The following is a 14,013-nucleotide window of genomic DNA, read 5'->3' as shown; positions in this document are numbered from 1 at the left end:
GACCGGATCATGCTTCGTCCCTCTTCGGAGGGGCGGAGCTCCGGCCGGCTGCCGGCACCTGACCGTGCGCAGGCGTGCGATGCTGGCACGATGCGCCGAGCAAGCGCCCTGGAGGCGACCGTCATCATGGAGGCCCGCGGCGACGCCCGGGCTCCGGGTGCGGCCATCACCCTCGGGCTGTGCGGAAGCTGGGAGCACGAGCCGCCGTGCCCGCTGGCACCGCATCACACCAGCGTGGAGCAGGCCGATGACGAGGTGCGGCTGCGGGTGCTCTTCGTCGCCGAACCCGAGGACGAGGCCGAGGTCCGTGCGCGGATCCAGGCTGCCCTCCAGCGGGGGAACGTCCAGGGCCCTGACGGTGCCACCGTGAGCTGGCGGCTCGGAGCCGTGCGCGCGAGCGAGGTCCGGGAGGATGAGGCTGAGCATGTCCGGCGCCTCATCGAGACCTGAGCCGTAGTGCTGACACAGGGGCAGCCACAGCGGCGCGGGAGAGCCACGTCCACCGCGTTGGACCCGGGGGCGTGGCACTCGTCCTACCTCCAGACGGGTAGAAGGCTCACCTGACCGGATCATGTAGCGCGCTGGTGGCGCGCGCGTCGCAGTGCAGGCGACTGGGATGAGCAACGTGCGGGCAGTCGGTCCGCACGCTGTGCCCCCCTGCACTCCCGCGCAGTCGTTGTGACCGCGGGGAAGGAAGTCAAGACATGAATAAGCGAATCCCGACCATGGGACTGCCCCGGGCGCGACGCGCGCGGGTCCTGCTCGCCTCCATAGCCGGCGTGGTCGCCGTGACCAGCCAGATGCTGGTGATGGCTCCTACCGCTCACTCAGTCGATCCGGAACTTCGCGCCGACCGCCAGCCCCAGCCCGCCGAGGTCAAACCGACACCGCCCGGGGACGACGGCGAGGAAGAGAAGGACCAGGGCAAGAAGCAGAAGGACCAGGCCAAGGAAGAGAAGGACCAGGCCAAGGAAGAGAAGGACCAGGCCAAGGAAGAGAAGGACCAGGCCAAGGAAGAGAAGGACTGGGGCAAGAAGCAGAAGGACCAGGGCGAGGAAGAGGCGGACGAGGAAGAGGCGGACGAGGAAGAGGCGGACGAGGAAGAGGCGGACCAGGCCAAGGAAGAGAAGGACCACGGCAAGGAAGAGAAGGACCAGGCCAAGGAAGAGAAGGACTGGGGCAACAAGCAGAAGGACTGGGGCAACAAGCAGAAGGACTGGGGCAAGGAAGAGAAGGACCAGGCCAAGGATTACCGCAACGACCACGGCGAGGAAGAGAAGAAGGACCACGGCAAGGAATACGGCGGCAAGAACAAGCCGAAGTTCCCCAAAGTCGTGCACGGGCTGCAGCAGTTCAGCGAGGACGAGACCTTCACGCCTCCCCCGGGTGTCACCTCGGTGTTCGTCCAGGCCTGGGGCGCCGGCGGCGGTGGCGGCGGTGGCGGCGGTGGCGGCACCACGCCGGAAGCCGACGGCGGCGACGGAGGTGGGGGCGGTGGTGGCGGCTTCACCTGGTGTCTCGTCTCGGTCAAGCCAGGAGAGAACTACCTGGTGGACGTCGGAACCCCAGGCGACAGCGGATCCGGTGGTGGCCCGGGCCGGGACGGTGAGAGCGGAGACGACGGTGGCGAGACCACCTTCGTCTCGCCGAGCGGCGATGAGCTCCTCACCGCCGGGGGCGGTGACGGAGGCGAGGGAGGTACGGCCGACGACACCGATGCCGGTGGGTCGGGTGCCGGCGGCGACGGCGGGGACGGGTCGTGCTCCACCGCTGGTGTGAACCGGTCCGGCTCCGACGGTATCGCAGGCGACGGGGGCGGCGCGGTCGCCGACGGCATCGTTGCCTTGCCCGACGGCGCTGCTGTCGGCGGCAGCGGCGGTGAAGGCGGCAACGGCGAGGACGATGAGTTCAACGCCATCCCTGGTGACTCCGGTGTGGACGGCGGCGCTGGATTCGCCGTCATCTACTGGTAGATCTGTGCTGCCCCCGGCCGCCCGGCGGCTGGGGGCCTCGCAGTCGACGTCTCCCGCTTCAGCAGAGCGACCGACCCCCGCTTACCCGCTGGTCCGCCGGCGCCGCCTCCCGCGGGGCAATGACGCACTACGCCGGTGTCTGAGGCCGTTCGAAACCCTGGAGCACGCCGCCGACGGAAAAGCACAACGCGCCTGTGAGAGTCCCCCAGTTGGCGATGCCGGCGTTCACCGGGCTTCCTGTGCCGGGCACGGTGAAATCTGCAAAGGCCGCGACGAAGAACAGCACGGATCCGAGCTGATTGACGGCCACGATCCACCAGCCGAGGTCGTGTGCCCGAACGGCCGGCCGGCCGTGGCACACCTCGACCAGCGCGAGATGGCCGGAGATGAGGAACAGCAGGCAGCCGACGATGTCGGGGGTCCAGATCAGCCGGTTCGCCTGCTGGGCGGAGAGCCCCTGGAGGAACGAGTCCAGCAGATTGACCCCGAACACGACCGTACCGGCGAAGAGTACGAGGGTGCTGAGCCAGTCGATGCGCATCGGCTCGTAGCTCCACCATCTCCAGCGGCCCGTCTCCAGCGCATCCGAGGTGCGTCCCCGCCGGGGAGCATTGATGGCCTGCAGGAGGGAGGCATAGCCGCCGGTGTTGAAGAACAGCCCTCCGACGAAGTAGACCGAGGCGGTCGTCGTGGGACTGGCGGCCCCGAGGGCGAGCGCCGCGCCGAGGGCGAAGAGCGCTCCGCCGATCGTGAAGGCCACGGCGGCCGTGGTGTTGAGCGTACGCAGACGTCCGAGAGCCACGGCGTCCGCCGGGCGCGAGGCGGGCTCCGCGTCCTCGGCGGCGCGGACGGTGAGCACCCCGCGTTTGCGGACGGCGCGCGACTCCCAGACCGCGATGCCGCCCTCGGCGAGGCGCCAGGTCAGCCTCGTCGTGAACGGGCCCGCGCCTTCGGTGCGCTCCTCGGTGCGACCCACGCGTCAAGCGTAGTGATCTCGGCGCACATCAGCGCGAGAGGGCCAGCATCCCCAGTCGGCGCCAGTCCAGCCGCGGCCGGGCGCGGGGCACACCCGGCCGGTTGCGCGGAACCCGTACCCGCAGCGCCCCGGGCCTGATCGTGCAACGCACCGGAGTGGGCAGGACGAGCGCCTCGCCGTCCACGCCCACGTGCACCTCGGGCGCATCGGCGTCCACGACGACCTCGCGGGCGGTGAGGACGTTCAGCCCTGGTGACCGGTCACCGCGCAGCAGCCCGGCCGCCTGTGCCGCGCTGTCGACCGTGATGCTCACGACGCCGAGCACCCCGGTGTCCAGCCGGTCCCGGCGCGCGACCGACGCCCGGTCGCCGGCCCGATAGGGGTTGTTGCTCACCAGCACGGCCTGTGGGGCGTCCACCGTGACATCCGCGGCCCGTACCGTCAGCCGCGGCCCTGCCCGGTGCGTCAGCACATCCGGGAACAGCTGGAGGATCGTGCCCACCTTGTCGTCGCGGTACGCGTCGCTCCGCACCACCATGGCATAGGCGCCGAACGATGCGTTGTTGACGAACACCCGGTCACCGGTCATGCCGAGGTCGATCCGCAACTCGACCCCGTCCGTCAAGGCGTCAAGGGCCGCCGAGGGATCGTCCCGGTCGAGCCCGAGGTCCAGGGCGAAGTGGTTCCTGGTACCGGCAGGAATCACGACGAACGGGACGTCGTGCTCCGCCGCAACGGCGGCGACCAGCGCCTGGGTGCCGTCCCCTCCGGCAACTCCGAGAAGGTCCGCGCCCCCGGCGACGGCCTCGCGCGCGAGCGCGGCGACATCGCTCGGCCGGGCAGGATCCAGCATCACGGTCCTGGCCCCGCCGCGCTCCGCCTTCTCCCGCAGCCCGAACCGCTCCACCTTGCCCCCGCCCGAACGTGGATTCATGATCAGGAACGGCCGTACGGGGCGGGGCGCCGCGACCGCGTGCTGACCCTTCCGCCGGGAGCTCACCGAGAGCGCCTCCCACCCGGCACCGACAGCGACAGCCCCGAGTGCGAGACAGAGCACGAGTACCCACAGCAGCCCCGAACGGACCTGCAGCCAGATCACCGTCACGGGCGCCGCCACGGCCAGGACGACGGCGCAGGCCCGTACCAGCCCCCGGCGGGTGAGCGCCCACCACAGGGCCGCCGCCGTCACGGCCGTCCCGGCAAGCGACACCGCCACCAGCCCGATGGCTCTGAGCCCCGCGGCGAACACGAGCAGGACGACTGCCGCGACCGCGGCCGCGATCGCCAGCCGTGCGGCCCAGCACTGCACACGGACCCTGCGTGCCGTTCCACCGTCGCCGCCCATGACACCTCCGGTGCTGTGAGCCCTATGGCTATTAGTGCCGCGACCGGCAATGTTTGCCCGTCGAGGAGCGTCGTCCGGTGCGTGCCATCGCAAGGCGGCCGGAAGTCCTTGTAGCGGAGCTACCAGGGCTTTTGGCCAAGGCCGCGAGGGTGCGTGCCGGGCGGCGCGACAGGGCAAAGCTTGCCGGGAGGGGCACTAGCTATTCCACAACCGCGGGAGGCGAGGCGCCTCCCGCGGTCCGCCGTTGGCGATCATGACGGGGCGCTGGGATCATGAACCCGTGGACCGACGGCACGGCGGTAGAAACCCATGGCCGAGGACGCCAAGCTGAACCCGGGCGGCGACCCGCTGCTCGTGGCGAAGTTCGCGGTACCCGCCGTACCCCCCGCCTTCGTGGCCAGGAAACGCCTCCTGGACCGGCTCACGGAGGGCACACAGGGCCCGCTGACCGTGATCACCGGCCCGGCGGGCGCGGGCAAGACCACGGTCGCCGCCTCGTGGCAGCAGACGGAGTCGGCTCCCGGCCCGGTCGTGTGGCTCACCGTGGAGAGCGACGACAACGCTCCCGGCGTGTTCTGGGCGTACGTCCTCGGGGCGTTCCGCTACCACCAGGTACCGCTGCCCGACGGCGTCGGCAGCCCCTTGCGGGCCGACAACGTCGACCATTCCCTCATCGTCCGGCTCGCGTCCGCGCTGGCGCAGTTGCCCCGGCCCGTCGTCCTCGTCCTCGACGGGTTCGAACAGGCCGCCTCGCGGGAAGTGGCCGCGGACCTGGAGTTCGTCCTCGCCCACGCGGGATCGTCCCTGCGACTCGTTCTCATCGGCCGGGTCGATCCGGCGCTCCCGCTGCACCGCTACCGGGCCGAGGGCCGGATCTGCGAGATCCGCCGCTCCGAGCTGGCGTTCACCCCGCCCGAAGCCACTCAGCTGCTGCGCCGCCACGGGCTGACTCCCTCCCCGGAGAGCGTCGGCGCGCTCACCGAGCGGACCGAGGGCTGGGCCGCCGGCCTCAGGCTGTGCGCCCTCGCCATGCGACGGGCGCAGGACCCAGAAGAAGCAGAGCACTTCGCCCAGTCCTTCGCCGCGTCCCAGAACGCCGTCGCCGACTACCTGATGGCCGAGGTCCTCGACGCCCAGCCCGCCACGACGCAGGAACTGCTCGTACGGACCAGCATCCTGTCCCATATCCACCCGCGGCTCGCCGACGCCCTCACCGAACGCGAGGACGCTGCGCCGACGTTCGCCCAGCTCGCCCGTGAGAACGCCTTCGTCGAGCCGATCGGAGACACCTCCTGGTACCGCTGCCATCCGTTGTTCGCCGAAGTCCTCCGCGCCCATCTGCGCAGCCGACACCCCGCCCTGGAGACGCGACTGCACCTGCGCGCGGCACACTGGCTCGCCGGTCACGACCGGCTGACCGAGGCGCTCGAACACGCCTGCGCGGCGGGCGACTGGCAGTACGCCGCCGGCCTCGTCGTCGACCATCTCGCGATCGGCCGGTTCCTCACCGGTCCGGACAGCCATCGGCTCGTACGGCTGTTCGGGGACATGCCCGCAGGCGTTTGCGGTACCGGCCCGGCCCTCGTCGCGGCGGCCTGCGCACTCGCCCGCGGCGACACCGACGAGAGCCGCAAACAGCTCGACGGGGCGTACGCACCGATGGGCGACGACGAGGCCGAGGCCGGAGCCGAGGGCCGGGGAACGGAGCGGCAGCTCACGCGCGCGCTGCTCCGCCTCCTCACCGGCGCGGACACGGACACGGACGCCGACAGGGAAACGGACACGGGCACGGACACGGGCACTGACGCCGGCGCGGGCTCGGCGTCGCCGTGCGTTCCGGACCGTGAGGTACGCGCGTTCATGGAGAACGTGCCCCCAGCCCGGCTGGAGCAGCATCCCGAGATCGAGGCGCTGTGCTGCTACGGCCGGGCGCGCGCACTCCTCGCCGCAGGTCACCGCTCCGAGGCACGCGAGGCGTTCCACGCGGCGCTGACCGCCGCCGACGGCGAGCAGACCCGGACGGTCCGCTACCACTGCCTCGGTGCCCTCGCGCTCACCGAGTCGGTCGACGGAATGCTGCGCGACGCCGAGGCACACGCCAGGCAGGGGCTGAAGGCCGCCGAGGAACACGGCATCCCCGTCGACCACCGCACCGGGCTGTGCCATCTCGCGCTGGCCGCCGTCGCGTCCGACCGGGGTGACCTCCAGGGCGCACGCCGGCATCTCGACGCCGCGGCCTGCTCCGGCGCGTCCGACTCGGATCCGCTGGGCTCCGCCGAGGCCGTCGTCCTGCGCTCCCGTATCGAACTCGCGAACGGGCGGACGGCGGCGGCTCTGACCGTGCTCGACGCCGTGCCCGGGTCCCCGGGAGGAGCGCCCTTCGCCGGCGACGAGGCGGCGCGCCGGGTCGCCGTGGCCCGCTCCGCCGTTCACCTGGCGCGCGGTGACCCGCAGGCGGCCCTCGCGGCACTGTGCCGCTCGCCCCGCGGCGGATCCGACTGCACCGTCGCGTCGGCAGCCGCCCATCTGGCGGCCGGAGACACCGAGCGTGCGCGTCGTCTGCTGGCCCCGCTCGCCAACGGTGCGAACCCCTGTCCCGCCGACGGGGTCCGCGCCCGGCTGCTCCTGGCCCAGGCCGCGGTCGCCGAGGAGGACACCGCGCACGCGGTGGTGCTCGTCGGCCAGGCCCTGCACACCGCGCGCCGGCAACTGCTGCGCGCCCCGTTCACGGAGAGCGGCCCCTGGCTGCGCCATCTGCTCGCCCGTACACCCGAACTCGCCGCCGCGCACGCCTGGCTGACCGGAGACCCCCCGCACGCCGACCGACGGCCGGGCGCCGCGCCTGCCCGCGAAGGCTCGCCCCTGCTCGTGGAGGACCTCAGCCGGCGGGAACGCGATGTGCTGCGGCACGCCGCGCAGATGATGTCGACCGAGGAGATCGCCACGGAGATGTTCCTGTCCGTCAACACCGTCAAGACGCATCTGAAGAGCATCTACCGCAAGCTGTCCGTGTCCCGCCGCGGCGAGGCGGTACGGCGCGCCCGGGACGCCGGCCTGCTGTGAGGCCCGGGTGCGGTGACCGGTAGGTCCGCAGTGACGCCGGTCTGCTGTGACGCGGTGGGCGGGGTCACCTCACCCGGGTGATGTGCCGCCGTCCTCCGGCACGGACGATGCCCGAAGAGCCCCTATTCCCACGGGGAAGTGCGCGCATGCGATACGAGTTCCGCGTCACCGGTCACCTGTCTCCGGCCCTCGCCGGTGCGTTCCCCGAGCTGGACGAGGCGACGGTGCCCGAGGAGACCGTCCTGTTCGGCCCGGTGACCGACGAGGCCCATCTGTACGGGCTGCTGGTCCGGTTCCAGGACCTCGGCCTGCATGTCGTGGAAATGCGCCGGCTGCCTGACTGATGCAGGCGACCACTGATGCAGGCGTCCGTCGATTCACCCCTGCGGGGTGAGGGATCCGCCGCCGTGCTGTCCGACACTGACGGCGAGCGGACGCCAGACGTCCGAGGGCAAAGGCAGGAGGACGGCGATGTACGGCACTGTCTACCTCGCGTACGACTATCCGGTTCTGGGCGCGTTCTGGACCGTGATGTGGATCTTCCTCTGGGTGATGTGGTTCCTGCTGCTCTTCCGGGTCATCGTGGACATATTCCGCGACCACGACATGAACGGATGGGCCAAGGCGGCATGGCTGCTCTTCGTGCTGATCATCCCGTTCCTCGGTGTGCTGGTCTACGTGATCGTGCGCGGCAAGGACATGGGGAAGCGCGAGATCCAGCAGGCGCGGGAACAGCAGGAGGCCATGAACGAATACATCAGGCAGACCGCCAAGGGCGCAGGCCCCGGCGACGACCTGGCCAAACTCTCCGAACTCAAGGCCAAGGGAGACCTGACCGAGGAGGAGTTCCAACGGGCCAAGGCGAAGCTCCTGAGCTGAGCCGCCTCAACACGAGGGGACATCATGAACCAGACCAAGACATACTCCGAGGGCCACAAGGCCCTGGTCGGCGGGCTGGTGACGTTCGCCGGAGTCATGCTGATCGTCGCCGGAATCCTCGATCTCTTCCGGGGAATCATGGCGATCGCCAAGGACGACATCTACGTCTCGACGCCCCGCTACGTGTTCCGCTTCGACCTCACGGCCTGGGGCTGGATCCATCTGATTCTCGGCGTCGTTGCCATCGTGGTGGGCTTCAGCCTCTTCCAGGCAACCATGTGGTCCCGGATCGCGGGCATCATCCTCGCGGGCCTTCTGGTGATCGCCAACTTCCTCTCCCTGCCGTACTACCCGCTGTGGTCCCTCATCGCGATCGCGATCTACATCGCCATCATCTGGGCCCTGTGCGTCGTGCGACCGAACGAAGAGTGACAGGTGAGGGAGGCGGCCGGGCCACAGGGCCGCCTCGTTCACGAACAGGCGAGCCCAGCGGGCGCACCCCCGCCGCCCGGGCTGCAATGAACAGGTGACGGCGACTCCCGGCGACTGCCTCGCGCGCAACGACTGGATCTGCGGTGAATACCTCTCCACGCGCAGCGAGATTCTCCGGGATGCCGTCCTCCAGCACCTCCAGCTGACCCTCGTCTCCGTCGGCCTGGGGCTGCTGCTCGCCGTACCCCTCGCCGTCGCCGCCCGCCGCTGGCGCTGGGCCGCCGGGCCCGTCCTCGGAGTGACGACGATCCTCTACACGATCCCGTCGCTCGCGATGTTCTCGCTGCTGCTCCCGCTCTACGGACTGTCCGCGTCGCTCGTCGTCGCGGGCCTCGTCCTCTACTCGCTCACCCTCCTGGTGCGGAACATCCTCGCGGGACTGCGCTCCGTTCCCGAGGAGACCCGGCAGGCCGCCCGCGGTATGGGCTACGGTCCCGTACGCCTGCTCCTCACCGTCGAGATGCCCCTCGCCCTGCCCGCCGCGATGGCCGGGCTGCGGATCGCGACGGTCTCCGCCGTCTCCCTCGTCACGATCGGCGCGATCGTCGGCTTCGGCGGCCTCGGCAACCTCATCTACTCCGGGATGAACACCTACTTCAAGGCCCAGGTGCTCACCGCCTCCGTGCTCTGCGTGATCATCGCCGTCGTCGCCGATGTCGTACTCCTCGGCGTCCAGCGGCTGCTCACCCCGTGGACGAGACAGTCCGGGCGGGCCGACGCATGAACGCGCTCGCCCAGGCCTGGGACTGGCTGACCAGCTCCGCCAACTGGTCTGGCGACGACGGCGTGTGGAACCGGCTCGGCCAGCATCTCTATCTCACGGTCGTCTGTCTGCTGATCAGCTGCGTGATCGCGCTGCCCGTCGCTCTCGTCCTCGGGCACCTCGGCAAGGGCGGCGCACTGGCCGTCAACATCTCCAACGTGGGCCGGGCCGTGCCCACCTTCGCCGTACTGGTCCTGCTGCTGCTCAGCCCCATCGGTACCTGGGGCGACTGGCCGACGGTCATCGCCCTGGTGCTGTTCGCCGTACCGCCGCTGCTGACCAACGCGTACGTGGGGATGCGCGGCGTCGACCGGGACGTCGTGCGGGCCGCCCGGGGGATGGGCACGACCGGCACCCAGATGCTGTTCCGCGTGGAACTCCCGCTCGCGATGCCGCTGATCCTCACCGGCGTACGGATCGCCGCCGTGCAGCTCGTCGCCACCGCGACCATCGCCGCGCTCGCCGGTGGCGGCGGGCTCGGCCGGATCATCACGGCGGGCTTCAACCTCGCCTCCACCCCGCAGGTCGTCGCCGGTGCCGTCCTCGTCGCCGCCTTCGCGCTGCTCGTCGAGGCGGTCTTCGTGGCCGTGGAGCGGCTGGCACCCGCGTGGGCACGGGGGACAGGAGCATGAGGCCGCTCCGTACGCTGCTGCTCCTCCTGCTCCTTGCGGCCGCGGCCCTGCCGGTGGTGACCGGCTGTACCACGGGCCCCTCCCTGGAGAACCAGGGCGAGGTGACCGCTTCGCCCGGCGACAGCAGGCATCTGACCATCGGCTCCGCCGGATTCACGGAGAGCGACCTGCTCGCCCGGATGTACGCCCTGCTGCTCGAACAGGCCGGGTACCACACGCGGATCATCTCCGTCAGCAACCGTGAGATCTACGAACCCGCCCTGGAGAGCGGCCAGATCGATGTCGTGCCCGAGTACGCCGCGACCCTTGCGGACTGGCTCAACGCCAAGGTCAACGGCCCGGGGGCGCCGGCCGCCGGCACGCCCGACCTCACCGCCACCATGACCGCGCTGCGCTCCCTCGCCACCCCGCGCGGCCTCACGGTCCTCGACGCGGGCAAGGCGGTCGACCAGAACGCCTTCGCCGTCACCGCGGAGTTCGCCCGTACCCATCATCTGAAGACGCTGAGCGACCTCGGCAGGTCCAAGCAGCCCGTACGCCTCGCCGCGGGCGACGAATGCGTCCAGCGGCCGTACTGCGCCCCCGGGCTGAAGCAGACGTACGGCATCGACATCACCGGGATCGACCCCAAGGGCGTCGGCACCACCCAAGCGAAACAGGCGGTCCAGTCGGGTCAGGACCAGATGGTCCTGACCACGACCACCGACGCCACCCTCGACGACTTCGGCCTGGTGCTCCTGCAGGACGACAAGCGATTGCAGAACGCCGACTACATCGTCCCCGTCGTCAATCGTGCACGGGCGGGCGGCGAAGGCGTCACCAAGGCCCTGGGCAAGCTGAACTCCGTACTCACGACGGCGGACCTCGCCAGGCTCAACGAACAGGTCGACAGCCGGCGCCGGCTGCCCGAGGACGTCGCGAGGGAGTACCTGGAGTCCAAGGGACTGCTGCCACGGTGAAACCCGGCCACTTCACCCGTCTCACGGTGGCCGGGCCCGCGCCGGGTCCGGCCGTCCCGCACGTGGTCGACCTCACCGGCGTGTCAGGCGTCCGACACCGAGTCGAAATCGACCTCGTCGCGCGGCACGCCCTGCGCGTCCGAGTCGACCGAACGGCGCAGCGCCTCGTGCAGTTTCGCCGGGGTCAGCACCCCTGCGAAGCGGGCCCCGTCCACCACCGCGACCCAACCCGCGTCGTGCTGCAGCATCTCGCTGAACGCCTGCTTCAGCGGTGCCCCGAGCGGCACCCAGGCTTCCATCCGCCGCGCCAGATCACCGACCGTGTCCTGTTCCCCGGCGATGGACAGGGCCTCCGCGGAAACCCAGCCGTGCAGGTCTCCCGCAGTGCTGAGCACCACCGCCCAGCGGGCGTCATCGGCCCGCAGCCGGGCCGAGGCCTCCTTGGCCGGCTCGTCGACGCGTGCGACCGCCGGCTCCTCCAGGTCGTCGGCCTCGATCTCGGTGACCGAGAGCCGCTTGAGCCCACGGTCGGCGCCGACGAACTGCGCGACGTAGTCGGTCGCGGGTGCGCCGAGCACGGCCCCGGGCGTGTCGAACTGCTCGATGCGGCCCTGTCCGTACACGGCGATACGGTCGCCCATCCGTACCGCCTCCTCGATGTCGTGGGTGACGAGCAGCACCGTCTTGCGGACCGTCTCCTGCAGGTTGAGGAACTCGTTCTGCAGCCGTTCCCGCACCACCGGGTCGACCGCGCCGAACGGCTCGTCCATCAGCAGTACCGGCGGATCGGCCGCCCGTGCGCGGGCGACGCCCACCCGCTGGCGCTGGCCGCCGGAGAGCTGCGCCGGATACCGCGAACCGTATGTCGACGGGTCGAGTCCCACCAGGTCGAGCAGCTCGGCGGCGCGTGCCCGGGCCTTCGCCTTCTTCCAGCCGATCAGCGAGGGCACCGTCGCGGTGTTGTCCAGGATCGTCCGGTGCGGGAAGAGCCCGACCTGCTGGATGACATAGCCGATGCGGCGGCGCAGCTTGACGGGGTCGACGCCGGAGATGTCCTCGCCGTCGACGAGGATGCGGCCCGACGTCGGCTCGATGAGCCGGTTCACCATCATCATCGTGGTCGTCTTGCCGCAGCCGGACGGGCCCACCAGGGTGACCAGTTCTCCCTCGGCAACGTCGAAGGACAGGTCGTCCACGGCGGTCGTACCGTCCGGGTAGACCTTGCTGACCTGCTCGAACCGGATCATGGGTCCACGCTAGGCGCGGCCGGAGCGGGACGCACACGGGCCGGGACCGGCGAGGCGACGCCGGAGAGCACGGTCAACGGGCTGAACTCCGTCTCTTGTCATGACCCTTGCGAGGCTCTGTGCGAGGCTGCTATCCAGACAGTTAGGAAAGTTTCCTTCCAGTCCCCCTCCCGTGGAGACCCCCATGAGACCGGCACGTTTCTGTTTACGCTCGCTCGGCGGAGTCGGAGCCGTCGTGGCCGCTCTGCTCCTCGGCGTCACCGCCGCGCCGCCGGCCCCGGCGGCTCCCGCACCGGGGGCCGCCCCCGCCGCCGTCACCCATGAAGCCGAGAGCGCGGCGGTCTCACAAGGCGCCGTGGAGTCCAACCACACCGGCTTCACCGGCACCGGCTTCGTCAACTACACCAACATCGCCGGTTCCTACGTCGAGTGGACGGTCGACGCCGCACAGGCGGGCAGTGTCGCACTGACCCTCCGGTACGCCAACGGCACCACGTCCGACCGCGCCATGGACATCACCGTCAACGGCTCAGCCGTCGCCCACGACAAGGCCTTCGGCGGCACCGGCGCCTGGACCTCCTGGTCCACCACGAGCGTGACCGCCCAGCTCAAGGCCGGCGCCAACACGATCAGAGCCACCGCCACCACCGCCGGCGGCGGTCCCAACGTGGACCATCTCGCCGTGGACACCGCACCCGCACCCGGCGGCAGGACACCCGTCGAGATCAACGGACAGCTCAAGGTCTGCGGAACCAAGCTCTGCAACCAGTACGGCAAGCCCGTCCAGCTGCGCGGCATGTCCACCCACGGCCTGCAGTGGTACAGCCAGTGCGTCACCTCCGGCTCGCTGAACGCCCTGGCCACCGACTGGAACGCGGACGTGCTGCGCATCTCCATGTACATCCAGGAGGACGGCTACGAGACCGACCCGCGCAAGTTCACGGACCTGGTCCATTCGATCATCGAGCAGGCCACCACGCGCGGCATGTACGCGATCGTCGACTGGCACATGCTCGACCCCGGCGACCCGCACCACAACCTGAGCCGCGCCAAGACGTTCTTCACCGAGATCGCCCAGCGCCACGGCGACAAGAACAACCTGCTGTACGAGATCGCCAACGAGCCCAGCGAGGTCAGCTGGTCGCGGATCAAGAGCTACGCCGAACAGCTCATCCCGGTCATCCGCGGGCAGGACCCCGACACCCCCGTCCTGGTCGGCACCCGCGCATGGTCCTCGCTCGGTGTCTCCGACGGCGCCGACGAGACCGAGGTCGTCAACAACCCGGTGAACGCCTCCAACATCATGTACACCTTCCACTTCTACGCCTACTCGCACCGGGACGAGTACCTGAACACCCTCTCCCGCGCCGCCGACAAGCTGCCGATGTTCGTCACCGAGTTCGGCACCCAGAACTACGCAGGTGAGGGCAGCAACGACTTCACGATGTCCCAGCGCTACATCGATCTGATGGCGAACAAGAAGATCAGCTGGGTCAACTGGAACTACTCCGACGACAACCGCACCGGAGCCGTCTTCAAGGGCGGCACCTGCGACAGCAACGGCCCCTGGACCGGCACCGGGCCGCTGAAGCCCGCCGGAGTCTGGGTCCGCGACCGCATCAGAACCGCGGACGACTTCCCGACCGGCTGATCCGCCTCGGTGCGACCCCCGCCCGCCCATGTG

General features: G+C 70.3%; 13 protein-coding genes. 10 read left to right on the top strand and 3 right to left on the bottom strand.

The window, feature by feature from the left end:
• Nucleotides 1–90: 90 nt before the first annotated feature.
• Together ACZ6ZQ_RS07365 and ACZ6ZQ_RS07360 are read left to right on the top strand one after the other, a co-directional pair.
• On the top strand, nt 91–450 hold the full coding sequence (locus ACZ6ZQ_RS07365; RefSeq protein ID WP_469767592.1) for a hypothetical protein: 360 nt from the start codon (nt 91–93) through the stop codon (nt 448–450).
• Between the two features lie 254 nt (nt 451–704).
• Nucleotides 705–1,973: a hypothetical protein gene (locus tag ACZ6ZQ_RS07360; protein ID WP_469767591.1), complete on the top strand. Its 1,269-nt coding sequence runs from the start codon at nt 705–707 to the stop codon at nt 1,971–1,973.
• 127 nt (nt 1,974–2,100) lie between these two features.
• On the opposite strand, the gene ACZ6ZQ_RS07355 is transcribed toward ACZ6ZQ_RS07360, so the two are convergent.
• Both ACZ6ZQ_RS07355 and ACZ6ZQ_RS07350 read right to left on the bottom strand, forming a co-directional pair.
• Complete coding sequence (locus tag ACZ6ZQ_RS07355) at nt 2,101–2,949, bottom strand: hypothetical protein (RefSeq protein ID WP_469767590.1); 849 nt, start codon at nt 2,947–2,949, stop codon at nt 2,101–2,103.
• 28 nt (nt 2,950–2,977) lie between these two features.
• Nucleotides 2,978–4,294 carry a diacylglycerol/lipid kinase family protein gene (locus ACZ6ZQ_RS07350; RefSeq protein WP_469767589.1) on the bottom strand — a complete coding sequence of 439 codons (1,317 nt, stop codon included), beginning with the start codon at nt 4,292–4,294 and terminating at the stop codon, nt 2,978–2,980.
• A gap of 309 nt (nt 4,295–4,603) precedes the next feature.
• Here ACZ6ZQ_RS07350 and ACZ6ZQ_RS07345 point away from each other — a divergent pair, with 309 nt between their 5' ends.
• The 7 genes from ACZ6ZQ_RS07345 (at nt 4,604) to ACZ6ZQ_RS07315 (ending at nt 11,082) form a co-directional block, all read left to right on the top strand.
• Complete coding sequence (locus ACZ6ZQ_RS07345) at nt 4,604–7,357, top strand: winged helix-turn-helix domain-containing protein (protein WP_469767588.1); 2,754 nt, start codon at nt 4,604–4,606, stop codon at nt 7,355–7,357.
• A 146-nt stretch (nt 7,358–7,503) separates the two neighbouring features.
• The gene (locus tag ACZ6ZQ_RS07340; RefSeq protein ID WP_453667738.1) at nt 7,504–7,701 is read left to right on the top strand and encodes a hypothetical protein; all 198 of its coding nucleotides are present in this window, start codon (nt 7,504–7,506) and stop codon (nt 7,699–7,701) included.
• A 127-nt stretch (nt 7,702–7,828) separates the two neighbouring features.
• Entirely contained in the window at nt 7,829–8,236 is a 408-nt protein-coding gene (locus tag ACZ6ZQ_RS07335; protein ID WP_469767587.1) for an SHOCT domain-containing protein, read from the top strand.
• A gap of 24 nt (nt 8,237–8,260) precedes the next feature.
• Entirely contained in the window at nt 8,261–8,668 is a 408-nt protein-coding gene (locus ACZ6ZQ_RS07330; RefSeq protein ID WP_469767586.1) for a DUF7144 family membrane protein, read from the top strand.
• A 94-nt stretch (nt 8,669–8,762) separates the two neighbouring features.
• On the top strand, nt 8,763–9,452 hold the full coding sequence (locus tag ACZ6ZQ_RS07325; protein WP_469767585.1) for an ABC transporter permease: 690 nt from the start codon (nt 8,763–8,765) through the stop codon (nt 9,450–9,452).
• Nucleotides 9,449–10,123: an ABC transporter permease gene (locus tag ACZ6ZQ_RS07320; RefSeq protein ID WP_469767658.1), complete on the top strand. Its 675-nt coding sequence runs from the start codon at nt 9,449–9,451 to the stop codon at nt 10,121–10,123. The genes ACZ6ZQ_RS07325 and ACZ6ZQ_RS07320 overlap by 4 nt, the downstream gene beginning before the upstream one ends.
• On the top strand, nt 10,120–11,082 hold the full coding sequence (locus ACZ6ZQ_RS07315) for an ABC transporter substrate-binding protein (protein ID WP_469767584.1): 963 nt from the start codon (nt 10,120–10,122) through the stop codon (nt 11,080–11,082). The genes ACZ6ZQ_RS07320 and ACZ6ZQ_RS07315 overlap by 4 nt, the downstream gene beginning before the upstream one ends.
• 83 nt (nt 11,083–11,165) lie before the next feature.
• Here the strand turns inward: ACZ6ZQ_RS07315 and ACZ6ZQ_RS07310 are convergent, their stop codons facing one another.
• Nucleotides 11,166–12,329 (bottom strand): ABC transporter ATP-binding protein, encoded by a 1,164-nt coding sequence (locus ACZ6ZQ_RS07310; RefSeq protein ID WP_469767583.1) that lies wholly within the window; start codon nt 12,327–12,329, stop codon nt 11,166–11,168.
• Between the two features lie 100 nt (nt 12,330–12,429).
• Between ACZ6ZQ_RS07310 and ACZ6ZQ_RS07305 the strand changes: the two genes are divergently transcribed.
• Nucleotides 12,430–13,980: a cellulase family glycosylhydrolase gene (locus ACZ6ZQ_RS07305; RefSeq protein ID WP_469767582.1), complete on the top strand. Its 1,551-nt coding sequence runs from the start codon at nt 12,430–12,432 to the stop codon at nt 13,978–13,980.
• Nucleotides 13,981–14,013: the final 33 nt, after the last annotated feature.

Source organism: Streptomyces sp. NPDC053673 (assembly GCF_055585225.1).
This window is presented reverse-complemented; position numbering and strand designations above follow the sequence as displayed.